Origin of the sequence: Marinomonas rhizomae, assembly GCF_003315485.1 — a bacterium.
GTDB classification, from domain to species: Bacteria; Pseudomonadota; Gammaproteobacteria; order Pseudomonadales; family Marinomonadaceae; genus Marinomonas; species Marinomonas rhizomae.
In genome coordinates, this window is record NZ_QNSE01000010.1 from 84633 (window position 1) to 106223 (window position 21591).

Below are 21591 nucleotides of genomic sequence, written 5' to 3' on the forward strand. Positions count from 1 at the left end.
AAAATGGTGACAAGAATTAATGCCGAATTGGCGGATGCGAGAAACCTTCTTCGCTCACCCCTCGCAGCACATTGATGCAGCGAATAATCATGCCTAAGCCACTAATGGCCATGGAAAAAAAGGCAAAAGGGATAACCGCTTTTATAATCCACCGATAAGGTAAACCACCAGGATCACCACTGGTTTCACCAAGCAAAAAAGCTTCATGAGAAAAGCTCACACCGTAATAACCAACCAATAAGGTAAAAGGCATAAGAAAGACAACACAGCCAAACAAATCGATCCAAGCTTTACCGCGAATGGTTAAGTTTTCATAGATCAAATCAACACGAACATGACCACCATGCTGAATACCATAGGGGATGCCTAACAAGAAAATAGCAGCGTACAGATGCCACTCTAACTCTTGCATTGCAATGGACACATCATTGAAGGCATAGCGCATTAGTACGTCGTAAAAAACATTGAACAGCAAAGCAATGAACAATATGGTTGAGACCATACCAAGCACATTTGAAAAACGAGTAATGCCACGTTCTAAGTGGGTTAAAAACATTACGAACTCCTATACAAAACAAGGCGAATGGTGACCATCCGCCCTGCTTAGAGGTTTTATTCTGCTAGGCTATCAACACTATCAAGGTAGGCGCGATCAGAAATGTTGGTCCAAACACGTACCTTTTTCAGGTAATCGGCTTGAGAGTCAAGAATCTCTTTCGCCAAAGGATCTTCCGCGGCCTTTTCATCAAGAAGCTCTTGATTGGCTTTTCTCATTGCCACTAGCACGTCTTTCGGGAAGGTTTTCACCTGAACGTTCGGGTATTCTGTTTTCATCGTCGCCCAGTTTTCTGCGCTTTCATGATAAGACTGAATGTACATATCATAAGAAGCCAGCTTCATAGAAGTACGAAGAATTTCACGCAGATCGTCTGGTAGTTTTTTCCAAGTGCGCTCATTCACAAGGAACTGAAGTTCCGTTGCTGGCTCATGCCAACCTGTGTAGTAGTAAGGCGCAATTTTGTGGAAACCCATACGTAAATCAAGAGAAGGTCCTACCCACTCAAGCGCATCAATAGTACGACGTTCCAAAGCCGTATAGAGCTCACCAGAGGCGATATTAGTTGGCTTAGCGCCTAATTTCGCTAGGACTTCACCGGCGAAACCAGGAATACGCATCTTCAGACCTTTCAGGTCATCCAGAGAATTAATTTCTTTTTGAAACCAACCACCCATTTGGTTGCCCGTATTACCACCAGGGAATGACAGCAAACCGAATGGTTTGTAGACTTTTTGCATCAAGTCCATACCACCACCGTAGTAAAACCAACCGTATTGTTCTGGGGTGATCATACCAAATGGCATGGTTGTGAAATATAAGGTGTTAGGCACTTTGCCTTTCCAGTAATAAGACGCAGAGTGACCCATGTCATATTGACCAGAACGAACCATATCAAACACACCCAAAGGCGCTTTGTGTTTGTTGGCAGAATCGATGGTGATTTTCAGACGGCCATTCGACATTTCATCTGCAATGCGAGCCATATTTCGTGGCGCATCACCGAAAATCGGAAAATTAGAAGACCAAGTTTCAGCCATTTTCAGTTTATACACTCTGTCAGCTGCGAAAGCAGGCAGAGAAATGGCACTTAATGTGACTGCGGTCGCAGCAACGAGAGTTGTCAGTTTTAAGGATTTCATTGTTTTTATCATCCTGTTGTCTTATTTTTTTATTTAAGATCGAGCAGAATAGATAATGGCGCGTCTAGAAAGTGCAAACAATTCGTACGAATACCGACACGCGGGGGAAAACTACGCAGACAACCTAAGTATAACTACGTAGATAAATAAAGATTTCGGGCAAAACTAACGTCCTACCATTAACCTCACAATATAAGGCTCTATCGCCTCGGCGAATTTTTGATATTGATTGGCATTAGGATGTAAAAAATCATTCATGACATCACTGGTTATTCGCCCTTCTTCATCTAGAAACAGCGAATTAATATCGAGAAAAAATACGCTTTCATCATCTGCATAGCGGCAAATAATTTGATTCACTTCGTCATTCAGCAATCTTAGTTTTTGCGTTGGTTTCACACTACGAGGGAAAATAGCCAAGAGCAGAATTTTTGTCTGCGGTAGCTTTTCCGTCAATACAGATAAAATTTGTTTAATACCCAACGCCGTATCTTCCGCTTTATCCATACGATGACCAGCGTTATTGGTTCCAATCAATAAAACCAATAATTTAGGTTGAATATTATCAACTTCACCATGAGCAAGCCGCCATAAAACATTCTCCGTTTTATCGCCATTAAAACCCAGATTCAGCGCATTCCTTGATTGATAGAAAGCATCCCACACAGCCGCGCCTTCTTTCTCCCAAGCTTGTGTGATGGAATCCCCAAGAAACACCAAATCCACTTTTTCCATGGCATTTTTTTCAGCCAGCTTTTCCTCATGGCGAGGCAACCACCAAACCGTGTCTTGTAGATCTGGTCGCAAGGCCAACGGCCATTCCTTTGTCATCGTTTACCTCTGTTGTATTAAGACACGGTACGTTTAGCGAATAACGCCCAAATTCCAGCTATCGACATCAAAGAACCACCAGCTAGATTAAAGCCACGCATGGCTTTTTCGGAAGAAAGCAGCGTACGTGCTCTGAGAGCAAAAAAAGCATAGGTAGAAGCTGACAAGGTCGCTAACATCACAAAAGTCACTGCTAAAATGAAAAGTTGTTCTGTTGTATTCCCTTGGTGAGAAACAAATTGTGGCAAGAAGGCCACGAAAAATATAATACCCTTTGGATTCAAAGTCGTCACAATGTAAGTATTTAAAAAGAGGCGCCATTTTGAAGTAAGTTTATCAGATGAAGGAATCTTCATTGGTGATGCGCCTGACCTAAGTAACTTAAATCCCAAATACAAAAGATATAAGCCACCAATACCCTTCACCACAGTAAACCAAAAAGCTGACACAGAGAACAAAGCCCCTAATCCGACTAAAGAAGCCAATAACGCGGTGGTATCCCCCAGCGCCACACCAACCACCAAAGGGATATTCGCTCGTCGACCATGGGCTACAGAATTCGCAATCACAGCCAAAATAGTTGGGCCAGGAATGACCAACATGGTAATAGACGCGACAACAAAAGCGAGCCAAACTTCAATCGACATAGAGCTTTCTCCTTATTAAATAGACTTATATGAATCCATAGCTAACAGCAAAGATCAATTATAAATTACGTCCTAGAAAATGCGTTCCAGGAATAGGGTTGTAACTCACCGGATCACAAGGTTCAAAACCCAAACGAACATACAAACGTCGCGCCGTGTCAAAATCCGCCAAAACATCAAGGCACATACGCTGATAGCTACTTTCCTTGGCGTATTGCATTAACTTAATCACCAGCTTCTCGCCTAATTGATGACCACGTTCAGTGGGACGAACATAGACTCGCTTCATTTCACAAACCTCAGCATCAACGCGACGAAAGGCCCCGCAGCCGACGACTTCGTTGTCTTTCCAGATAAGTAACACCACACCATTGGGAAGCGAGTATTTACCATCCAAAGCAATAAATTCTTGTTCGTTTTGTTGGTAGTCCAAGCTTACTGGCGCCGACATAATATACTCACGAAAAATAGCTAAAACACTGTCGTTATCTTGCGGAAAATCGGCAGGGCGAATGGAAAACATGTCGTGTCCTTACGTTGAAAACTTGATAAGCAAAATAATACCGACAAACCAACCTGAAAAACAAAACTTAATAGAGTCCTTTTAAGCTTTAAGGCAAAACCATACTCCTTTATCATCGCTACATTCTAAAACGATATAATTAAAGAGATAGCTCCGTGGGCATTGTTCTTTTTTACTTTAAGAAAACCATCGGCATGATGCTTATGCCAATTCCTCTCACTTTGGTGACTATGTGCCTCGCGTTCTTGCTGATGAAGAAATGGCCGAAAGTCGCTAAATTTTTCCTTTTCTGTGGCATCTTAATATTGGGATTAACCAGCTGGAACCCAGTCGCTAATACACTTATTGCAACAGTAGAACACGACTATTCGGTGTTTAATATTGAACAGCCAGTGGATGTGGTTATCGTCCTCGGCAGTGGCCACAAAGATTTAAGCAATACACCGACAGTCATGGCGCTAGGCAACAGCGCCCTATTTCGACTCGAAGAAGGGTTACGCATTTTAAAAGCCAACCCAAATGCGCAATTATTTGTGTCTGGTTATTCAGGTGAAATGACCGAACCGCACGCAGAAGTCATGCGCCGAGCCGCCATAGAATTAGGCGTAAAACCAGACAAAATCAAAGCCTTCTCTCTCGCCAAAGACACAGAAGAGGAAGCCAACAGCATGAAGCCCTATTTAGATGGAAAACGTGTAGCACTGGTCACCGAAGCGTCACACCTAAAACGCGCGTCTATCTTTTTCGAACAAGCTGGTATAAACATCATCCCAGCGCCCGCCCTATACTTAGGTTCAGAAAAGAGCGACTGGCAAATCGACGCCAACGCTGCCTACAAAAGCCAACGCGCTTTTTACGAATGGCTTGGGCGTGGCTGGCAATGGATTAAGGAGTAAACAATGACATCTAAAATGACATTTGAAGCGGATAAGAGAGATGACCCAATATCTCACGATACTTGGTTAACACAGCAAATAAACACCGCTTTCGAGAATATGGAAAACGGCCTTGCTGTATTTGTGTCGAACGAAGAAGCCAATGCTCAGATGGAAGATTTTAAAGCCAAAATCAGAGCCAGAGGATAAAACCGACAACATCCTTGCTACGAAAATCACCAACTTATCTCATCAACCACTGATGGGAGTTGAACGTGCTGGCACGAACGACAGACGACTAATCATCCCTGAAATAGCCATGCTAATAGCTTATCGTATTTAAAGCGATGATATAAAAGTGCTTAGGGTTCTGCATATGAAACAAAAGTTTCCCAACAACAAGGAATAAACCATGAACGGAACCCCTATTTATCGATTTGAACCGGCCTGTGAAAACAGAATAAACTCGCTTCGAGAAAAAAAACTGTGGATATCCAATCCCGCGAATTTCAATGATCCATTCGATACCCGCGCAAATATAAATGAGGACTTTGTATCTAATGAACATGATCCAGAGGCTATTAGAATCGCGGCTAAAACTATCTTTGAAGGTAACCCAAGTCACTGGCTATATAATGGTGAGATTGTTGAAGACATAAGAGCTTGGTCTCAAAGCCAATCTATAGACCTAAAGAGTATAATTCCCAAACTTCAGGAGCACCTTGCCACTTTCGGAATTCAATGCTTTTCAAGAAGCCATCAGATCCCACTTAGTTGGTCTCATTATGCTCAAGCCCATAAAGGTTTTTGCGTCGAATACAGCCTAAGTAAAATGGATTTAGTTACTTCGAACAAAAGCCTTTTCTCCTTCCATGATGTCACTTACATATCTCAACTTGAAGATATTCTACTTTCTGACATCCTATTTTCACCACGATCAGTCATTGAACGATACCTCTCCACTAAACATTCAGACTGGTCATATGAACAAGAACTTCGCCTCATAAAAGATAATACTTTTACTTCAGACGAATTAAGTGAAAAAGTATTTGGAAAGAATGTAGATATGCCTAACGGCCTTAAAGTGACAGGAGTTATCGCAGGGCTGAATATGTCGAGCGCACTAAAGGAATCATTGCGTTGTACCGCTGAGTACTTATACATCCCAATGTATTGCATGAAGACGAACAATAGAAATAAATACTCCATTGATAAGACAATATATTGGGACCCAAACAATGGCTTTGCTTAAGTTGCGCTCACTCAGAGCTGATCTGAGCGGACACTGAATCTTATAAATTAAACCCGTAATGGCTGCCATCTGGCAATTCAACATCCACTGTTAATTTGCCACCAGTACCTTCAACATAGCGCTTCAGAGTAGATAATTTGACATCTTTACCTTTGCGTTCCATGCCTGCAATCGTTGGCTGCTTCACACCTAGCATGTTTGCCATATCCTCTTGAGTGATTTGCATGCGTTCACGTAACTGAGCGAGATGAATGCCAAGTACCATGTCATCCGCCTTTTTACGGGCATTTTTTACTATTTCAGGCTTCTGATCTGAAATTAATTTATCAAGTGTTCTAGCCATTACTCACCTCGACTTTTTAGATCCAGAAGATGCTTTTCAAACTCTCTATCTGCAACTGGAATCATCTGTTCATAAAACCGCTTATCTTTCCCTGTTTTCTCCCCAGCACACAATAAAATACCAGTTCTGCTTGGATTGAATGCATAGAACGAGCGAATAGGATTACCCTTACTTTGCGTTCTTAGCTCTTTCATATTGCTGAACTTCGAGCCATTCACAACATCTGCATAAGGCCTAGATAGTTGCGGCCCTTTTTGCTGTAGCAGAAGTAGTGTTGCTAACACGTTTTCTTTATCAATATCATCTAAGGCTTCAAACCATTCATCAAAAACATCCGTTGTTTCTATACTCCACATAAATTCCCTTTCATACAAAATAATAGCTTACAAACTATATAGCCTTTAACCTATATTTTCAATTCAAAAAAAACAGCACCCATCAATGAGCACTGCTTCTCCTGCATTTATGAGCAGAAATTATCTAAGTCAATACACTAATTCGAAGCTGTGACAGAGTTCGGCAACGATTCTCCAACTCTCTCTTTGGCGATTTCAATCACGGCATGAGCGAGTTGTACTAAGGTGGCAAAGTTGGGCTTGGTTTCAGGTTTAAGAGATCGATAAGCACTGGTTCGGCTTTTAATACCCGCTCTTGAAATCACGACGCGATGTCCAAATAACTCAACATAAGATCGAATAGCGGCTTGTAAAATATCTGGGCGGCCTTCTGTCATGGAATCCCATGACGCCTGTTTGATCACTTCTTCCATTTGCTCTACATCAAACCTCATAGCAGCAGCCAGATAAGCTCCTTTTGTGATACCTCTTAACGTGCTGCTAGCAAGTTCATTGCCACTCCAATTCAAGGCTCCATCGGCAGTTAAAGCAAAGCGTTTGAAATCTATCACATTGGCAAAGGGTGGTTTTGAAAAGTAACCAGACAAATCTGCTTCGCCTTCAAAGCCATCGCTAAAGGTTAATGCTAAGGTGTGATCTTTAACCCAGTCGACATCAATAATTTTTAACATACACCCTCCAACTTCCCCGGATTCTCACCTTTCACGGCTTTACCCCACATCTGCATGAGTTGCTCTCTATACATACTTATGTGAGCTTCAGCACGTTTACGCTGTTTATTGGGCAGATAACCCTCTAAGCATTCGCTGGTTTCTATCGCAATAATCAATTCGTAACCGCCATATTTCACGTGTAAATGCGGTAACTTGTGCTGCTGATCATCAAAAAAATATAAGCAAAACGACAACCCTAATAACGCATCAATCTCAGGCATCCTTACCCCTCGATATTTATATAAATAAAACTATAGACTAGTCTCTCAAAAGAGACAAACATATTTTATAACCACAAAAAAACAGCACCCATTTCTGAACACTGCTTTTTTTTCTATTACTTCAAAGGTACTGAATTTCTAAAGAATCAAACCTGAAACAAGAAGTTCTTAATCAGGTCTTTTCCGCCTTCTGTAGCAAAAGATTCTGGGTGAAATTGAATGCCTTGAATCGGGTATTCTTTATGACGAACGCCCATCAGCTCAAACTCGCCGCCTTGGTGGATTGTTGCGATGTTGTTGAAATCGACTTCTTTTAAATCTCCCACCGAGGCGGTGACTTCCAACACGTCTGGGAAACTTTCTGATTCGGCGATAAGCGAGTGATAACGCATGACTTCTAGTTGATCTGGAATATCATGAAAAATACCTTCGCCGTTGTGAGTAATCGGGCTGGTTTTGCCGTGCATTGGCAATGGAGCTTTCACTACATTGCCGCCGAACACATGACAAATGCCCTGCATTCCCAAACAAACCCCCATCAATGGAATGGTTTTGCCGAACTCCAAAATCACCTCCGCACACACACCAAAGTAAGCCTTGTCGTCTGGCGAACCTGGCCCTGGGGAAATGATAATACGATCTGGCGCGGCGGCACGAATGTCATCCGACGTCACTTCATCGTTACGTTTGACAATCACCTCAAACGCGTCGATTTCACCACGGCTTTTCTCAGTTTCTAATACTTCACCAATAAACTGATACAGGTTGTACGTGAAGGAATCATAGTTGTCGATAATATACACTTTCATGTCGGCTTCCCTTACGCTTTGTCTTGTGTGTTGGCTGGCGCAAAACTGTCTAGCACACGTTTGGTGCCAGCAAATTTGCGTTGAATTTCTTCGTATTCGTCTTCGGCATTGGAGTCATACACGTTGCCGCCACAGGTTTGCACGTAGGCCTTATTACCTTTAGCAAACACGGTACGAATCGGAATCGCAAACATACAATCACCATTAAAAGAAAACTGACCTACCGCGCCGCCATAAGGACCACGGCCATCGTTTTCCAAATCGTCGATAATCTTCATGGCTTCGATTTTTGGTGCGCCCGTCAAAGTTCCAGCAGGGAAGTTACTTGCCAAGGCAGAGAACATATCGTGTTCTTCCGCCATGATGCCGACAATTTCACTGGAAATGTGCTGAACGTGGCTAAAACGTTTAATGTCCATCAAACTGCGAACTTTTACCGTACCGAAACGCGCCACACGGCCAATGTCGTTACGATGCAGATCGACAATCATATTGTGCTCAGCAATTTCTTTCGGATCGTTTAACAAAGCACGGGCAAACGCCGTATCTTCAGCGGCATCTTTACCACGCTTCGCCGTTCCTGCTAACGGAAAGGTTTCCATTTCCCCTTGGCGCACTCGGAACAGCAACTCCGGGCTGGCACCAATGACTTTTTGCTCACCAAATTTGATGTAATACATTTGCGGCGAAGGATTCACTTCACGCAATTGCTCGTACAAATTGATGGTGTCGCCTTCCATATCGAACCATTTTTTAAAGCCAACTTCACACTGGAAGATCTTACCTTCGATAATGTCTTGCTTCACCTTGGCAACCGCATCGGCGTGATCCGTTTTGCTCATGGACTCGCCCGCTGGCGTGACCACAAAGGGACCATTTTCTGGTGTTGGAGCGGACATCATCTCTTGCACCAACTCGACTCGATTATCATCGTAGTAGAAGTAGAAAACTTCGCCCGTCATCTTATCCAGAATCAGGCCATCTTTGTACAAACCAAAACGGAAGGCATCGAACATGTCGCTCGATTGCAGATCCAAAGTCGGCTCGAAATAGTTCATGCTGTCGTAACCGATATAACCCGTTAAACCACCCGCAAAACCGCGCGACAAAATGTTCTGTGGCACGATGTCGCGTAGCAAATAATACGGATTATCGGATTCGTATGACTCCGTACTACCATCGCGTTCTTGGATAAACAATTTTTTGTCTTCAGCCCAGATCAGTTTTTCAGGGTCAAAACCAATAATCGAATGGCGGGAAATGAAGCTCTCTTCACCAAGGGATTCCAACATAAAGCAGTTATCAAAACGCTTCTCGACCTTTTTGAACAGATCAAAAAAATCACAGGTAGAACTGATGGTAACGTACTTAGGCTTACGCGGCAGCGTGATGCGCTGCGGCTTTTTATTGTATGAACTCATATCTCTTTTAATTCCTTCAATGCTCGGGAACCACGGGTCACAGTGGCAATACCCACACCCAATTGTTTCGCAATGTCTCGCTGGGGAACGCCTTCGTCTAACAAGGCAATGATCTTCAAACGGCTCACCATTTCACTGATTTCATTCGGCGTTAGCAGCACTTTCAAACGCTTCTCCAACACCAATTCATCATCTACTTCGGTTAAAAACTGGACCAAATCTTTCATAGGCACTTCTATTTGATAAGGAGTCATGTATTCATGTACTAGTACAGTAATGCGTTTTGTTTTTTTAAGCAACTATTCAGAGTGATAAACATTAAAATAGAGGTTATCATTTATGATAACTAGATAGGAAAGATTGATGAGTCTACAACACTTAAAACCACAAGCATTGGCTAACGCTGAAGTCCGTGTGGAATATGAACGACTTGAAAATGAATTCGCGTTCATTGATCAACTGCTTTCTATGCGAGCCCAAGCGGGATTAACTCAAGAACAGCTGGCAAAACGCATGTATACTCAAAAAAGTAATATCAGCCGACTAGAGCGCGGCAACGCCAACCCAAGCTGGACGACGCTACTAAAATACGCCCATGTTTGTGGGTTTGAGCTTAACTTAACGCCACAAAGAATTTAAAATCGACTGGTCTTTCTATAAATTAAGAGGAAACCTATATGGATAATTACTTTATCCTAATAGATAAATATATTGCGCCTACAGTTTTAGTGTTCTTTGGCGCATTGTTGGGCTATTTTTTCACCAACCGCATAGAAAACAAACGACAAAAAAATTTATACAAATCTCTATATGAAGAAATTGAACGTCTCAACCGACCGCTCAAATACTATTTTCCTATTCTATTAGAGCAATTCACTAACCCTAAACAGAAAGAAATAAAAGGAACAAGGCCGATTAATCTTAGGCTTTTAGAGGAGATAGTTATTGCCTTGATGCCCACAAGATTTTCGTTGAATAATGATCAAATGGATTTCATTCACAACCTCAGAATAGTCACGTTATTTTTTGAAAAAAACCAAGGCGACCGAGATGATGAGGCATGTAATAAAGTTACTCAGGATAATTTATATTTACTAAACCCACTGAAAACACATGAACTGATAATTTCCTGCATAGATTTAATTGTTTTATTAGATCGTTTTAGTACAAAAAAGAGAAAATTCAGTCTTCTAGATCATATAAGCTTTAATCATAAATATAAGAAAACCTGTGAACTTTCAGGCATAGAGTACAACGAGGAAACATATCAAAATATCTTTAGTCAGCTACCTCAAACAATAAAAGATGATATGACACCATGACTCTTTTCAACGAATTAAAATCTTCTTTAGAAGAAGCCGTAGAAATCCACCAAGGCCGTAAAGCAGCCTCTCGTATTACTTGCTTTGAGATTGCTGACGTGAAGTCTATTCGCGATAGCCTGCAAGTATCTCAAGCGGAATTTGTGAAAGCGCTAGGCACCAGCGTAGATACGATTAAAAGCTGGGAAAGCCGACGTCGCAACCCAACTGGATTAGCGGCTAAAGTGCTGGCAACGATTCAAGATAACCCTAGGTTTTATAAAGAGCTGTCCGTTCACTAACAACACATCCCCTCTGCTCCCTGATAAAACACCGCTTTCACCGTCAGAGTGAGGTTTTATCGCTTTCTCGATTGTCTAACGATTAAGTTGCTTGTACTTTTTGTTTATCGAACCATTTATCCATTTCAACAAGGCCACTTCATGACATTCATCAAAGCCAAAGACTTCACTGCGGATCGTGCTTGGGGCGCCTTGGATATTGCCAATATGAACGGCGTCACCACGCGTTTGCATTGGACGGATCAGCCCTACAAATGGCACATCAATGATGGCGAAGAAGTATTCATAGTGTTAGACGGCGAGGTGAATATGCACTATCGCATCGATGGGAAAGAGCTCGTTCAAGTGATGTCAGTTGGTGATATTTTCTTCGCGGCAATTGGCAAAGAGCATGTTGCGCACCCCATTGGTGAGGCGCGCATTTTGGTGATTGAAAAAGAAGGCAGTGTATAAGCGGCCTTATTTTTCTAAGCTAACCAACAGCAATAATATTATGGCCAAGCTTAGGCTTGATCCAAGATTTAAGCCCAAGAACAAAAAACACTATCCAAACAAGGGCAATCCCCATGATCATTAAAGAGGAAAAAGGGTGCTGAGCAAAGGTCAACACTTGAAAAGTACATACCGCTCCGACGTAAGCCACTGAGGTGCTCCAACCAGTCACCACACCTGTCCAAAGCATGCCACCTTCTTTAACCAAGGCACCGATTGCCGCCGCGCATGGTGTATAAAGCAGCACAAACACTAAGTAAGCAAAGGCGCCCTGCCAGCCTTCGAATAATGACGCCATTTTTTGGTGGCCAAGCGATAAGGTCGCGTCATGCTGAGCGTCAGAAACCGCAGCCAACCCTAATGGATCAACCAAAGTGCTCACCGCACCGGTCAGATTACCCCAAAGAATGGCACCTGATGTTTGCAGGTTATTTATTGGAGGTTCATACACAGAGTCTGTCTCGCTGCCCACTACATCCGAATATAACGCGTCCATAGTACCAACAACCGCTTCCTTCGCTAACACGCCCGTAAACACTCCCACCGCGGCTGGCCAGTTATTATAGCCCATACCAATCGGCGTAAAAACGGGGGTTATCACTTGTCCAACTTCAGCTAGCGCCGAAGGTTTGCCGCCATCTGCATCCGAATGCCATGAGGGTATCGAGTTTAGAATGGTAAGAATCGCTGACACCACCACGATCGTTTTGCCCGCACGAATCACAAAGCCACGCACTTTATGCCAGCTAGACAAAGCAATATTGCCCCAACGAGGACGGTGATAGTGTGGCATTTCAATAAACGAGCTGGCATGAACGTCATTAAAAAGTTGTTTTCTAAAAATCCATGCCGTGCCAACAGCCATCACAATGCCAAGCAGATACAAGCCAAATACCAAGCTGCCACCATGGCTGCGGAAAAACACCGATACAAACATAACATAGACAGCCAAACGAGCACTGCACGACATAAATGGCGCCATTGCCATGGTCAGCATACGCTGCTTAGGGTTGGATAAGCTTCGCGTTGACATGATCGAGGTTACATTACAGCCAAAGCCCAATAGCAAGGGAATAAACGCCTGGCCTGGCAAGCCAATCGACAACATGACTCGATCAATAATAAATGCCGCTCTCGCCATGTACCCGCTGTCTTCTAAGAAGCTTAAACATAAGTACAAACAAGCGATCACCGGAACGAAGGTCGCAACCAGTTCAGCTCCGCCACCTAAACCATCAGCGAGTACTACAATGATCCAATGAGGAACGCCCAGTAGTTGCATCCAATGACTGGGAAAAGCCACAAACCAATACGCTGTTAATGAATCAATTGGGTCAATAAATAAGGTGCCTAACCCTATGGCCAAAGCAAACATGGCGTACATCGACAGTAAGAAAATTGGAATACCTAGCAGCGGGTGCAATACCACTCGATCAATTAACTCTGTGGAGTTTTGCGCACGAGCTTGCTGCAACATAACGCCAGATAACCATTGTTTAATTGATTTTGGCTCCGCCACAACAAAATTGTCTTTGCCCATTTCGACTAAGGCCAAGACCTGATTTTGTAGTTCCGCGACTGACAAGTCGTAACCATCGATGGTAGCGATGCCCATGTTTGCTGCTAACGCGTCCAAATCAGGCATTATGCGCATTTTTCTCGCAAGGTCCGTCATAGTCATCACGACAATCATGGGACGCCCTAATGTAATCAGCTCTTTTGTGAGCTTTAAATTACGTTTTAGGTTTGTTGCATCGACTACATTGATAATGACATCGAACTCGCCCTGACCAAGAAAGCGTCGTGCAACCGCTTCATCAATGCCTCCTGATTCGGTCGCAAAGCTATAGATGCCTGGCAGATCCGTCATATCAACACGCTGTTCGTTAACGGAAAAAAAGCCCGTTTTACAATCGACCGTTACACCCGCCCAATTTCCTACTTTTTGGCGAGTGCCCGCGAGCTTATTAAACAGTGTGGTTTTGCCTGTATTTGGATTGCCGACTAAGGTGATGTGATGATTCATTCGTCATAGTCCTCGCAAGCACCTTCGCAAAGCTGAATGTATTGCGCATCGTCTGTATGAATCGCAATAAGCGTCGCCCCCACTTTCACCTGAAGAGGATTGCCAAACGGCGCTTTCATCATTAGTTGTACGCTTTCTCCCGGATCAAACCCTAGCGCTAGAAGCTGAATCTGCTTGTCCCGATGAGGGTGAATGACACTATGAATATTTGCGGTCACTCCTTTTGGCAATTCTGATAAAACCATGACATCTCCAGAAATAAACGTAATAACGATTCTCAATTCGTCAATAGTGAACGTGGAGAGGAAAAAAAAATGTGAAAAAAATATTCGCGACCTAACTTAATGATGATTTGCCAACCCACCTTTAACAGACTAGTCGCCATGCAAAGTGCTCAACAGGAAAATTAGCCCCGTCAGCTGAGCCAATATTGCTGCCTTTGCTTTATTGATCAGCTAGATAACTCAACACACTGTTAAGTGCTTTTATTGATGGGCAACAAACAAGAAGTCTAGCAGGACAAGAAACACCTCAGCGTTTTTAATGAAACTATGGAAACATATCTATTAAAAAAAACGCTTTATAGATATTCCAAAAAAGTTTATTTGTAGACATTGTAATAACTAAATCTTTTAAGTAACCTTTCTCTCAATGAAATATTAAGCTTCCCAGATGAGGGTATTATGAAATCTAAGCCACGCTTTTTAAAATCTATTATTGGTACATTATTATTGAGCGGAGCCGTTCAAGCGTCGGCTGCGGATCAAACGATTCTTAACACGTCTTACGATATCGCTCGTGAGCTGTTTGCCACTTACAACCCTACATTTGAAAAACATTGGTTAGAAAAAACAGGCAAAACCATCGAAATCAAACAATCTCACGCAGGCTCGTCAAAACAAGCCAACGCCATCATGAACGGTTTGTCAGCTGATGTGGTTACTTTTAACCAAGTCACCGACGTTCAAGTGCTGCACGACAAAGGCAAAATGATCCCTGCAGATTGGAAAAACGAATTTCCAAATGCCAGCTCACCTTATTACTCAACGATTGCCTTCCTAGTTCGCAAGGGCAACCCAAAAAACGTAAAAAGCTGGGGCGATCTAGCAGGCAAGGATGTGGCATTGGTATTCCCAAATCCTAAAACATCAGGCAATGGACGTTATACTTTTCTAGCCGCTTACGGTTACGCACAAAATACCTTTGGTAAAGACAACGAAACCAAGGTCGACGATTTTCTAGGTGCTTTCCTGAAAAACGTGTCTGTGTTTGATACCGGCGGTCGCGGCGCGACAACGACTTTCGTTGAGCGTGGCATTGGTGATGTATTGATTACCTTCGAATCTGAAGTAAACAATATCCGTAACCAATACGGCGCAGACAAATACGAAGTGGTTGTACCAAAGACGTCTATCTTGGCGGAATTCCCAGTCGCGGTTGTTGCTAAGAATGCAAAGAAAAACGGCACAGAAGAAGTCTCTCACGAGTACCTAAGCTATTTATACAGTGAAGAATCTCAGCGTTTGTTGGCTGGCTTTAACTACCGCATACACAACGATGTAGTGAAAAAAGAATTTGCCGACAAGTTCCCTGAAGTGAACTTATTAACCGTCGAAAATATTGCTGGCGGCTGGCCACAAGCGACTAAAGAATTATTCACCAATGGTGGTAAACTAGACCAACTTCAGCGTCGCTAATATCAGAATAGAGAGTCACTAGCCGGATACGCTTGCGTGTCCGGCTTTTCTGTCTTTATAACAAATAGCGTCTTTACCGAAATATTCTTGTTAAGACCATAATGGGTAAATACATGGCAACACATTTAAGCGCGGCCGAAACCAGACCTAGACATAAGCGAGTCTTACCTGGTCTCAGTTTAAGCTTGGGAACCTCCCTACTCTTTATCAGCTTGATTCTATTACTCCCAATGAGTGGACTGGTTATGCAATCCGTCGACATGGGCTGGGACAGATATTGGCAAGTCATCAGCGACGAACGCGTGGTGGCCAGTTACAAGGTAACCCTGTGGGCGGCTTTAATCGCTTCCGTCTTTAATGGCTTTTTTGGTCTATTGCTTGCTTGGGTGTTAGTGCGTTATGAATTTCCTGGGCGCCGTATTCTAGATGCCTTAGTGGATTTACCCTTTGCCTTACCCACCGCTGTGGCGGGCATTACCTTAGCAACCTTGTACGCTCAAAATGGTTGGTACGGTGAAATCCTTGAAAGCTTAGGGCTAAAAGTCGCTTACACGCCTTGGGGTATTGTGCTTGCTATGGCGTTTACCAGTATTCCCTTCGTGGTTCGAACCGTTCAACCAGTATTGGAAGAACTATCGCCCGAAGAGGAAGAAGCAGGAATGACACTGGGTGCGTCCGATTGGTCTGTATTTCGTCGGGTTATTTTCCCCGCCTTATGGCCAGCTTTGATGACAGGCATTGCCTTGTCTTTCACTCGTAGCTTAGGCGAATTTGGCGCGGTCATTTTTATCGCCGGTAACATGCCTTATGTCAGCGAGATTACGTCTTTGATGATCTTCGTTAGCTTACAAGAGTTCGATTTTCCAGCCGCCAGCGCCATTGCCTCGGTTGTGCTAATGGCGTCGCTGGTCCTCTTGTTCGCCATTAACATATGGCAGGCGCGTTATTTACGTCGTCTTCACGGACGCAGTTAGGAAGCTTATATGTCATCATCTAAACACTCATCGAGCCAACTTAGGGTCGGCGACAGCCCATTGATAAAATGGCTACTCATTGGTCTCACACTGTTTTTGACCACGATTTTGTTGGTAGTGCCGCTCATCGCCATCTTCCAGCAGGCATTTGTAGAAGGCGCAGCGCACTATTTCAACAGTTTGATTGAAGCCGATACCTTGCACGCCATTGGCCTGACTCTCGTGGTTGCCGCGTTAACCGTGCCAATCAACTTGGTATTCGGCGTAATGTTAGCCTGGGCAGTTACGCGCTTTGAATTCCCCGGTCGAAAAATCTTAATGACCTTGATGGACATTCCTTTCGCGGTTTCCCCTGTGGTTGCTGGCTTATTGTACTTGTTGTTGTACGGCAATAACGGCTGGATTGGCTCTTGGCTTTATGATCAAGACATCCAATTGATGTTCGCTTGGCCGGGCATTGTCATGGTCACTGTGTTTGTGACTTGTCCGTTTGTGGCCCGTGAATTGATTCCATTAATGCAACAACAAGGTCGAGAAGACGAAGAAGCTGCTGTGATTCTAGGTGCTTCTGGCTGGCAATTATTCCGCCGTGTAACGTTACCAAATATCAAATGGGCACTGATTTATGGCGTTATTCTGACCAACGCGCGCGCGGTTGGGGAATTCGGCGCGGTATCTGTGGTATCCGGTAATATCCGTGGCGAAACCAACACCTTGCCATTATTAGTACAAGCCCAGTATGAGGATTACCAAGCCGCTGCCGCGTTTGCCAGCGCCTCGCTATTAGCGATGATTGCCCTACTTACTTTGTTGTTGAAAGCCTTTATCGAATGGCGTCAGGAACGTAGTTTAAAAATTGAAGCTGAAAAAGAAAGACAGGTGACTCAATGAGTATTTTGATTGAAAACATTTCCAAACACTTTGGGCATTTTCAAGCCTTGTCACCTTTGTCATTAGACATCAACGAAGGCGAAATGATTGGCTTACTTGGACCATCTGGTTCAGGAAAAACCACTTTATTACGTATTATTGCTGGATTAGAAGGCGCAGATACTGGCCACATTCAGTTTGGTGACAGAGACGTAACCAACTTACATGTCCGTGATCGTCGAGTAGGATTTGTATTCCAAAACTACGCCTTGTTCCGCCATATGACAGTGGCGGATAACGTAGCATTTGGATTAGCCGTCTTGCCTCGCAAAGAGCGCCCAAGCCCGACTGAAATTAAAAACCGCGTGATGCATTTATTGGAAATGGTGCAGCTTGAACATCTTGCCAGTCGATTTCCGTCACAGCTTTCAGGTGGTCAGAAACAACGTATCGCCTTGGCGCGAGCCTTGGCAACACAACCGGAAGTTTTACTACTAGACGAACCCTTTGGCGCCTTGGATGCCAAGGTGCGTAAAGAACTACGTCGCTGGTTACGCGGATTACACGATGAACTAGGCTTTACCAGCGTATTTGTAACTCACGACCAAGAAGAAGCCTTAGAGCTATCGGACCGCGTTGTCGTCATGAGCAATGGACACATTGAACAAATAGATCAACCTGGTGCGCTTTACGCCTCGCCCAACAGCCGATTCGTGTTCGACTTCCTTGGTAACGCCAATGTCTTCGAAGGCAAAGTCGAAAACAACAAATGGCATAATCAACAAGCTAGTATTGTCTTACCAAATGGCGCAGAACAAAAAGACGGCCAGTTATATATTCGCTCTCATGAGTTCTTTGTATCAAAAGAACCAACGGCGCAAGCCAACTTGCCGCTGCGCGTGATTGCTATCAACCCAATTGGCGCTGAAGTGCGTCTAGAGCTCACTCCGATTGATTGGCAAAGCAACGACGTATGGGAAATCGACCTGCCTCACAAAGCGTTCGACAAAAACTGCTTCGAAAAAGGCCAAACCTTATACGTCACACCCAAAGCTGGTTATTTCTTTGCTCATGATGCGCAACAACCTGTACTGCTGAATTGGGAAACAGAGAAAGCCAAAACGACTGAGAAAGCATAATTTAAACAAGTAAAAGAGCGGCATATATTGTGTCGCTTTTTTCTCCCACCCCAAAATATAAATAATCTGCCTCGCTTATTATCTATAGCCTAATTACAAAGGCTATACTGCAAAAAACACAGCATTTATTTTGCGTTAAAAATCAGATATTGTGTTTACGAAAATAATAAAGGGCAAATAATGTTGGAAGTCAGTAAAAAGCTAAATACATCTTTATTTCAAAGTCATTTGAAACGTTCAAACCTTGCTTTCTCTAACCCGACACTGACTAAAAATACCTCTACACCCACAAAAAAAGCCTGCTTCGTGTTACTTGATCATTTCTCGATGTCATCTTTCTCTATTGCTTTAGATACGTTAATTACTCTTAATTTAGTGCATGACCATCCAATTTATGAATGCAAAACCTACGGCTTGAAGGACAGAAAAGCGCTATCTGATATTTCTATCGAATTGACAACAGATGGCAACATTGAAGACATAGAAATGGGTAAAGACTCGATCCTTATTATATGTGGCGGTTTTCGTAGCCCACTAAAACCAGAGCCATTTCTTAACAAAGCAATAGCGAAAGCCACACAATCAAATACCACTATTATGGGATTATGGAATGGCAGCTTTCATATTGCCGACAGTAAAATAAAAATAGGCGATAGCATCTCTATCCATCAAGACAATAAAGCGATTATGAAAGAGCGTTTCCCAACATTAAATTTGTCTACCTCTTCTTTTACTGAAAACGGTGGGGTATTCACTTGTTGTGGTCCAAACACAGCCTTAGACATGATGCTTCACTTTATACAAAGCTCTTATGGTACGGACTATTCACAAGCTGTAGCTGAGGTTATTGGATCTGACCGGACAAGCAATACGAACAAACAATCGGTTAACCGCTTTTTACGATCCGAAGCTCATACCCCCGATTGCATCAAAGAAGCCATTCTATTAATGGAAAATAATATTGAAGACCCATTAAACATTAATGAACTATCTGAACTGGTTGGTATCTCTCGTCGACAAATAGAAAGGTTGTTTAAAATTAACGTCGGCGTCACACCTGCTCGATATTATCTGGAATACCGTTTAACGCGTGCACGTCAGCTTATCCAACAATCCAATCTCAGTATTTTTGAAGTCTCTGTGGCTTGTGGTTTTATCAGTTCAGCTCATTTTAGCCGCACTTATCACCGATTCTTTGGACAGCCGCCAATAGACACTAGACACACCTTTCAGAGTACTTAAGGGCATATTCAATTCTCTAATAACACCACCAAAACGGAAGACTATCATGCAAGCAGTCATTTTTGACATGGATGGATTACTGATTGATTCAGAACCATTCTGGAAACAAGCAGAATACGATGTGTTTTCATCGGTAGGCGTTGAAGTGACGACCGAGTTAGCGGCACTAACTGCGGCAATGACCACAAGAGAAGTCACAGAATTTTGGTATGCAAAGCAGCCTTGGCAAGACGCTTCTCTTGAGGAAATCGAAAATCGTGTCGTTGAGCGAGTCAAACTTCTGATTGAAACTCAAGGACAAGCCATGCATGGTGTTCGTAATTTACTCGACTCACTACAACAAGCTAAAGTAAAAATTGGCCTTGCTACTAACTCGCCAAAAGACATTATTCCTAGTGTGTTACAACGCCTTGATATTGCAGACTATTTTATGGCGACCAGTTCTGCGGATGAAGTAAGCCAAGGCAAACCTGCTCCTGATGTTTATACATTGACACTAAAAAAGCTTAATACTGAGGCACATCACTGTATTGCCTTTGAAGATTCTTTTGGTGGGATAAAAGCCGCATTAGCGGCTGGAATTAAGGCAATTGCCGTACCACATGCAAACGAATTTGATCATAAAAAATTTGATCTAGCATCACACAAACTCAAGAGTTTATCTGAATTCAGTCACCAAATTGGCAACGCGCTTTTGACTCAATCATAAAATTAAAGAGTGACACTAAAAATTTAAGTTAGAAATCTAGCGTCACAGCTTCATTAAGCTTTTGATATGACAAAACGCAGCACGACCTAGCGCATCTACGTTATAACCGCCCTCTAATACCGATACTACTTTTCCACCACAGTGACGATCAGCAACATCCATCAAAAGATCCGTAATCCAAGTAAAGTCAGATTCGCTTAATCTTAGTTGTCCCATTGGGTCTTCTTTGTGGGCATCAAAGCCTGCTGAAATCATAATCAGCTGAGGCTTGAATGCGTCCAGCGCTGGCAGAAGCTGCTCAGTAATGATGGTTTGAAAGGCTTCGCTACCAGAACCAGCTTCAAGAGGCATGTGTAAAATATTATCGTGAGAAGCACCTGGATCGCTGTAGGGATAAAACGGATGTTGGTAGCTGGAAGCATAAAGCACTTTCGGATCAGCTTTGAAAATGTCTTCTGTACCATTACCGTGGTGAACATCAAAATCCACAATGGCCACACGTTCTAAAGCATATTGCTCAATGGCATAACGTGTTCCAACAGCAATATTATTGAACAAACAAAAGCCCATGGCTTTGTCGTATTCCGCATGATGGCCCGGTGGACGAATCGCGCAAAACGCATTGTCCATTTCACCTGTCATGACTAAGTCTACCGCTTTATTCACCGAACCTGCCGCATACAAGGCTGCATCTAGCGTATGCGGCATCATCAAGGTTTCTGGCTCCAGTTCAACATGATCTTCTTCTGGCGCTCGCGCAAAAATAGAATCCACATAGGCTTCATCATGAGCCAGAAGCAATTGCTCTCGCGTTGCAGGATCAGATTCCATTCGACGTAGGTAATCCATCAACTGTCCCATAATCAAACGATTTTGAATCGCGCCAAGGCGCAATGGAGACTCTGGATGATCTTCTCCCATATCATGCTTGTCGCAATAAGTATGTGTGATATAAGCCGTTGTCATCTTTATTCCAGTATTTTTATTTTTAACGATTTTTATTTTTGTCTATTCTGACGTTTCACTGTTTGATATCAAGCCATACACGGAAAGGACAGTCTACCCTACCATGGTCTACAATTCGTATTAACAAGACTATGATACAGTCCCAAGACGTTGCTACTGCCTCAAAATTAAATTTTGGAGAAAA

General features: G+C 43.1%; 28 protein-coding genes. 13 read left to right on the top strand and 15 right to left on the bottom strand.

Annotated features, from left to right (window positions below):
- Positions 1 to 16 precede the first annotated feature (16 nt).
- The 5 genes from DFP80_RS13940 to DFP80_RS13960 all read right to left on the bottom strand — a co-directional run bounded on the left by DFP80_RS13940 (position 17) and on the right by DFP80_RS13960 (position 3699).
- Positions 17 to 556 (bottom strand): TRAP transporter small permease subunit, encoded by a 540-nt coding sequence (locus tag DFP80_RS13940; RefSeq protein WP_113917421.1) that lies wholly within the window; start codon positions 554 to 556, stop codon positions 17 to 19.
- Between the two features lie 56 nt (positions 557 to 612).
- Positions 613 to 1698, bottom strand: coding sequence for a TRAP transporter substrate-binding protein (locus DFP80_RS13945; RefSeq protein ID WP_113917422.1), 1086 nt, complete (start codon positions 1696 to 1698; stop codon positions 613 to 615).
- Positions 1699 to 1863: 165 nt separating this feature from the next.
- Complete coding sequence (locus DFP80_RS13950; protein ID WP_113917423.1) at positions 1864 to 2529, bottom strand: platelet-activating factor acetylhydrolase IB subunit; 666 nt, start codon at positions 2527 to 2529, stop codon at positions 1864 to 1866.
- A 17-nt stretch (positions 2530 to 2546) separates the two neighbouring features.
- Positions 2547 to 3176, bottom strand: a complete 630-nt coding sequence (locus tag DFP80_RS13955) for a LysE family translocator (protein WP_113917424.1) — start codon at positions 3174 to 3176, stop codon at positions 2547 to 2549.
- Between the two features lie 58 nt (positions 3177 to 3234).
- Positions 3235 to 3699 (bottom strand): GNAT family N-acetyltransferase, encoded by a 465-nt coding sequence (locus DFP80_RS13960; RefSeq protein ID WP_113917425.1) that lies wholly within the window; start codon positions 3697 to 3699, stop codon positions 3235 to 3237.
- Between the two features lie 155 nt (positions 3700 to 3854).
- Here DFP80_RS13960 and DFP80_RS13965 point away from each other — a divergent pair, with 155 nt between their 5' ends.
- From DFP80_RS13965 to DFP80_RS13975, 3 genes are all read left to right on the top strand, one after another.
- The gene (locus DFP80_RS13965) at positions 3855 to 4595 is read left to right on the top strand and encodes an ElyC/SanA/YdcF family protein (RefSeq protein WP_241560276.1); all 741 of its coding nucleotides are present in this window, start codon (positions 3855 to 3857) and stop codon (positions 4593 to 4595) included.
- 3 nt (positions 4596 to 4598) lie between these two features.
- Complete coding sequence (locus DFP80_RS13970; protein WP_113917426.1) at positions 4599 to 4784, top strand: hypothetical protein; 186 nt, start codon at positions 4599 to 4601, stop codon at positions 4782 to 4784.
- Between the two features lie 202 nt (positions 4785 to 4986).
- Entirely contained in the window at positions 4987 to 5826 is an 840-nt protein-coding gene (locus tag DFP80_RS13975; protein ID WP_113917427.1) for a DUF2971 domain-containing protein, read from the top strand.
- Positions 5827 to 5866: 40 nt separating this feature from the next.
- On the opposite strand, the gene DFP80_RS13980 is transcribed toward DFP80_RS13975, so the two are convergent.
- The 7 genes from DFP80_RS13980 to DFP80_RS14010 all read right to left on the bottom strand — a co-directional run bounded on the left by DFP80_RS13980 (position 5867) and on the right by DFP80_RS14010 (position 9916).
- Positions 5867 to 6169, bottom strand: coding sequence for a helix-turn-helix domain-containing protein (locus DFP80_RS13980; RefSeq protein WP_113917428.1), 303 nt, complete (start codon positions 6167 to 6169; stop codon positions 5867 to 5869).
- Positions 6169 to 6525 carry a type II toxin-antitoxin system RelE/ParE family toxin gene (locus DFP80_RS13985; RefSeq protein ID WP_113917429.1) on the bottom strand — a complete coding sequence of 119 codons (357 nt, stop codon included), beginning with the start codon at positions 6523 to 6525 and terminating at the stop codon, positions 6169 to 6171. Before DFP80_RS13985 ends, DFP80_RS13980 begins: the two co-directional genes overlap by 1 nt.
- A gap of 137 nt (positions 6526 to 6662) precedes the next feature.
- Positions 6663 to 7196 (bottom strand): type II toxin-antitoxin system antitoxin DhiA, encoded by a 534-nt coding sequence (gene dhiA, locus DFP80_RS13990; protein WP_113917430.1) that lies wholly within the window; start codon positions 7194 to 7196, stop codon positions 6663 to 6665.
- Complete coding sequence (gene dhiT, locus DFP80_RS13995) at positions 7190 to 7459, bottom strand: type II toxin-antitoxin system toxin DhiT (protein WP_113917431.1); 270 nt, start codon at positions 7457 to 7459, stop codon at positions 7190 to 7192. The genes dhiA and dhiT overlap by 7 nt, the downstream gene beginning before the upstream one ends.
- Before the next feature lie 146 nt (positions 7460 to 7605).
- A complete protein-coding gene (locus tag DFP80_RS14000) occupies positions 7606 to 8268 on the bottom strand; it encodes an anthranilate synthase component II (protein WP_113917432.1) in 663 nt (220 codons plus the stop codon).
- Between the two features lie 11 nt (positions 8269 to 8279).
- A complete protein-coding gene (locus DFP80_RS14005) occupies positions 8280 to 9689 on the bottom strand; it encodes an anthranilate synthase component I family protein (RefSeq protein ID WP_113917433.1) in 1410 nt (469 codons plus the stop codon).
- The gene (locus tag DFP80_RS14010; RefSeq protein ID WP_113917434.1) at positions 9686 to 9916 is read right to left on the bottom strand and encodes a Trp family transcriptional regulator; all 231 of its coding nucleotides are present in this window, start codon (positions 9914 to 9916) and stop codon (positions 9686 to 9688) included. The genes DFP80_RS14005 and DFP80_RS14010 overlap by 4 nt, the downstream gene beginning before the upstream one ends.
- A 136-nt stretch (positions 9917 to 10052) precedes the next feature.
- On the opposite strand from DFP80_RS14010, the gene DFP80_RS14015 reads away from it, so the two are divergent.
- From DFP80_RS14015 to DFP80_RS14030, 4 genes are all read left to right on the top strand, one after another.
- A complete protein-coding gene (locus tag DFP80_RS14015) occupies positions 10053 to 10328 on the top strand; it encodes a helix-turn-helix domain-containing protein (RefSeq protein ID WP_113917435.1) in 276 nt (91 codons plus the stop codon).
- Between the two features lie 38 nt (positions 10329 to 10366).
- Entirely contained in the window at positions 10367 to 11011 is a 645-nt protein-coding gene (locus DFP80_RS14020) for a hypothetical protein (RefSeq protein ID WP_113917436.1), read from the top strand.
- Entirely contained in the window at positions 11008 to 11292 is a 285-nt protein-coding gene (nadS, locus tag DFP80_RS14025; protein ID WP_113917437.1) for a NadS family protein, read from the top strand. Before DFP80_RS14020 ends, nadS begins: the two co-directional genes overlap by 4 nt.
- 141 nt (positions 11293 to 11433) lie before the next feature.
- The gene (locus tag DFP80_RS14030; RefSeq protein ID WP_113917438.1) at positions 11434 to 11745 is read left to right on the top strand and encodes a cupin domain-containing protein; all 312 of its coding nucleotides are present in this window, start codon (positions 11434 to 11436) and stop codon (positions 11743 to 11745) included.
- A 19-nt stretch (positions 11746 to 11764) separates the two neighbouring features.
- On the opposite strand, the gene feoB is transcribed toward DFP80_RS14030, so the two are convergent.
- Both feoB and DFP80_RS14040 read right to left on the bottom strand, forming a co-directional pair.
- A complete protein-coding gene (gene feoB, locus DFP80_RS14035; protein WP_113917439.1) occupies positions 11765 to 13810 on the bottom strand; it encodes a ferrous iron transport protein B in 2046 nt (681 codons plus the stop codon).
- The gene (locus DFP80_RS14040) at positions 13807 to 14055 is read right to left on the bottom strand and encodes a FeoA family protein (RefSeq protein ID WP_113917440.1); all 249 of its coding nucleotides are present in this window, start codon (positions 14053 to 14055) and stop codon (positions 13807 to 13809) included. The genes feoB and DFP80_RS14040 overlap by 4 nt, the downstream gene beginning before the upstream one ends.
- A 438-nt stretch (positions 14056 to 14493) precedes the next feature.
- Here DFP80_RS14040 and cysP point away from each other — a divergent pair, with 438 nt between their 5' ends.
- The 6 genes from cysP (at position 14494) to hxpB (ending at position 20441) form a co-directional block, all read left to right on the top strand.
- The gene (gene cysP, locus DFP80_RS14045) at positions 14494 to 15507 is read left to right on the top strand and encodes a thiosulfate ABC transporter substrate-binding protein CysP (protein ID WP_113917441.1); all 1014 of its coding nucleotides are present in this window, start codon (positions 14494 to 14496) and stop codon (positions 15505 to 15507) included.
- Between the two features lie 113 nt (positions 15508 to 15620).
- Positions 15621 to 16481: a sulfate/thiosulfate ABC transporter permease CysT gene (gene cysT, locus DFP80_RS14050; RefSeq protein ID WP_113917442.1), complete on the top strand. Its 861-nt coding sequence runs from the start codon at positions 15621 to 15623 to the stop codon at positions 16479 to 16481.
- A gap of 9 nt (positions 16482 to 16490) precedes the next feature.
- Entirely contained in the window at positions 16491 to 17372 is an 882-nt protein-coding gene (gene cysW, locus DFP80_RS14055; RefSeq protein ID WP_113917443.1) for a sulfate ABC transporter permease subunit CysW, read from the top strand.
- Entirely contained in the window at positions 17369 to 18490 is a 1122-nt protein-coding gene (locus DFP80_RS14060; RefSeq protein ID WP_113917444.1) for a sulfate/molybdate ABC transporter ATP-binding protein, read from the top strand. The genes cysW and DFP80_RS14060 overlap by 4 nt, the downstream gene beginning before the upstream one ends.
- 180 nt (positions 18491 to 18670) lie before the next feature.
- Complete coding sequence (locus tag DFP80_RS14065) at positions 18671 to 19732, top strand: GlxA family transcriptional regulator (RefSeq protein WP_113917445.1); 1062 nt, start codon at positions 18671 to 18673, stop codon at positions 19730 to 19732.
- 46 nt (positions 19733 to 19778) lie between these two features.
- Positions 19779 to 20441: a hexitol phosphatase HxpB gene (hxpB, locus tag DFP80_RS14070; RefSeq protein ID WP_113917446.1), complete on the top strand. Its 663-nt coding sequence runs from the start codon at positions 19779 to 19781 to the stop codon at positions 20439 to 20441.
- A 42-nt stretch (positions 20442 to 20483) separates the two neighbouring features.
- Here the strand turns inward: hxpB and DFP80_RS14075 are convergent, their stop codons facing one another.
- Entirely contained in the window at positions 20484 to 21407 is a 924-nt protein-coding gene (locus DFP80_RS14075) for a histone deacetylase family protein (protein WP_113917447.1), read from the bottom strand.
- Positions 21408 to 21591 lie beyond the last annotated feature (184 nt).

Coding starts and splice junctions, on each gene's coding strand:
- DFP80_RS13985 (WP_113917429.1), bottom strand. CDS start 6,525: ATGTGGAGTATAGAAACAACGGATGTTTTTGATGAATGGTTTGAAGCC.
- DFP80_RS13955 (WP_113917424.1), bottom strand. CDS start 3,176: ATGTCGATTGAAGTTTGGCTCGCTTTTGTTGTCGCGTCTATTACCATG.
- DFP80_RS14005 (WP_113917433.1), bottom strand. CDS start 9,689: ATGAGTTCATACAATAAAAAGCCGCAGCGCATCACGCTGCCGCGTAAG.
- DFP80_RS14040 (WP_113917440.1), bottom strand. CDS start 14,055: ATGGTTTTATCAGAATTGCCAAAAGGAGTGACCGCAAATATTCATAGT.
- dhiA (WP_113917430.1), bottom strand. CDS start 7,196: ATGTTAAAAATTATTGATGTCGACTGGGTTAAAGATCACACCTTAGCA.
- DFP80_RS13950 (WP_113917423.1), bottom strand. CDS start 2,529: ATGACAAAGGAATGGCCGTTGGCCTTGCGACCAGATCTACAAGACACG.
- DFP80_RS13970 (WP_113917426.1), top strand. CDS start 4,599: ATGACATCTAAAATGACATTTGAAGCGGATAAGAGAGATGACCCAATA.
- DFP80_RS14015 (WP_113917435.1), top strand. CDS start 10,053: ATGAGTCTACAACACTTAAAACCACAAGCATTGGCTAACGCTGAAGTC.
- DFP80_RS14010 (WP_113917434.1), bottom strand. CDS start 9,916: ATGAAAGATTTGGTCCAGTTTTTAACCGAAGTAGATGATGAATTGGTG.
- DFP80_RS14000 (WP_113917432.1), bottom strand. CDS start 8,268: ATGAAAGTGTATATTATCGACAACTATGATTCCTTCACGTACAACCTG.
- DFP80_RS14020 (WP_113917436.1), top strand. CDS start 10,367: ATGGATAATTACTTTATCCTAATAGATAAATATATTGCGCCTACAGTT.
- cysT (WP_113917442.1), top strand. CDS start 15,621: ATGGCAACACATTTAAGCGCGGCCGAAACCAGACCTAGACATAAGCGA.
- DFP80_RS13980 (WP_113917428.1), bottom strand. CDS start 6,169: ATGGCTAGAACACTTGATAAATTAATTTCAGATCAGAAGCCTGAAATA.
- DFP80_RS14075 (WP_113917447.1), bottom strand. CDS start 21,407: ATGACAACGGCTTATATCACACATACTTATTGCGACAAGCATGATATG.
- DFP80_RS14030 (WP_113917438.1), top strand. CDS start 11,434: ATGACATTCATCAAAGCCAAAGACTTCACTGCGGATCGTGCTTGGGGC.
- DFP80_RS14065 (WP_113917445.1), top strand. CDS start 18,671: ATGTTGGAAGTCAGTAAAAAGCTAAATACATCTTTATTTCAAAGTCAT.
- cysW (WP_113917443.1), top strand. CDS start 16,491: ATGTCATCATCTAAACACTCATCGAGCCAACTTAGGGTCGGCGACAGC.
- dhiT (WP_113917431.1), bottom strand. CDS start 7,459: ATGCCTGAGATTGATGCGTTATTAGGGTTGTCGTTTTGCTTATATTTT.
- DFP80_RS13975 (WP_113917427.1), top strand. CDS start 4,987: ATGAACGGAACCCCTATTTATCGATTTGAACCGGCCTGTGAAAACAGA.
- DFP80_RS13945 (WP_113917422.1), bottom strand. CDS start 1,698: ATGAAATCCTTAAAACTGACAACTCTCGTTGCTGCGACCGCAGTCACA.
- hxpB (WP_113917446.1), top strand. CDS start 19,779: ATGCAAGCAGTCATTTTTGACATGGATGGATTACTGATTGATTCAGAA.
- nadS (WP_113917437.1), top strand. CDS start 11,008: ATGACTCTTTTCAACGAATTAAAATCTTCTTTAGAAGAAGCCGTAGAA.
- feoB (WP_113917439.1), bottom strand. CDS start 13,810: ATGAATCATCACATCACCTTAGTCGGCAATCCAAATACAGGCAAAACC.
- cysP (WP_113917441.1), top strand. CDS start 14,494: ATGAAATCTAAGCCACGCTTTTTAAAATCTATTATTGGTACATTATTA.
- DFP80_RS13960 (WP_113917425.1), bottom strand. CDS start 3,699: ATGTTTTCCATTCGCCCTGCCGATTTTCCGCAAGATAACGACAGTGTT.
- DFP80_RS13940 (WP_113917421.1), bottom strand. CDS start 556: ATGTTTTTAACCCACTTAGAACGTGGCATTACTCGTTTTTCAAATGTG.
- DFP80_RS14060 (WP_113917444.1), top strand. CDS start 17,369: ATGAGTATTTTGATTGAAAACATTTCCAAACACTTTGGGCATTTTCAA.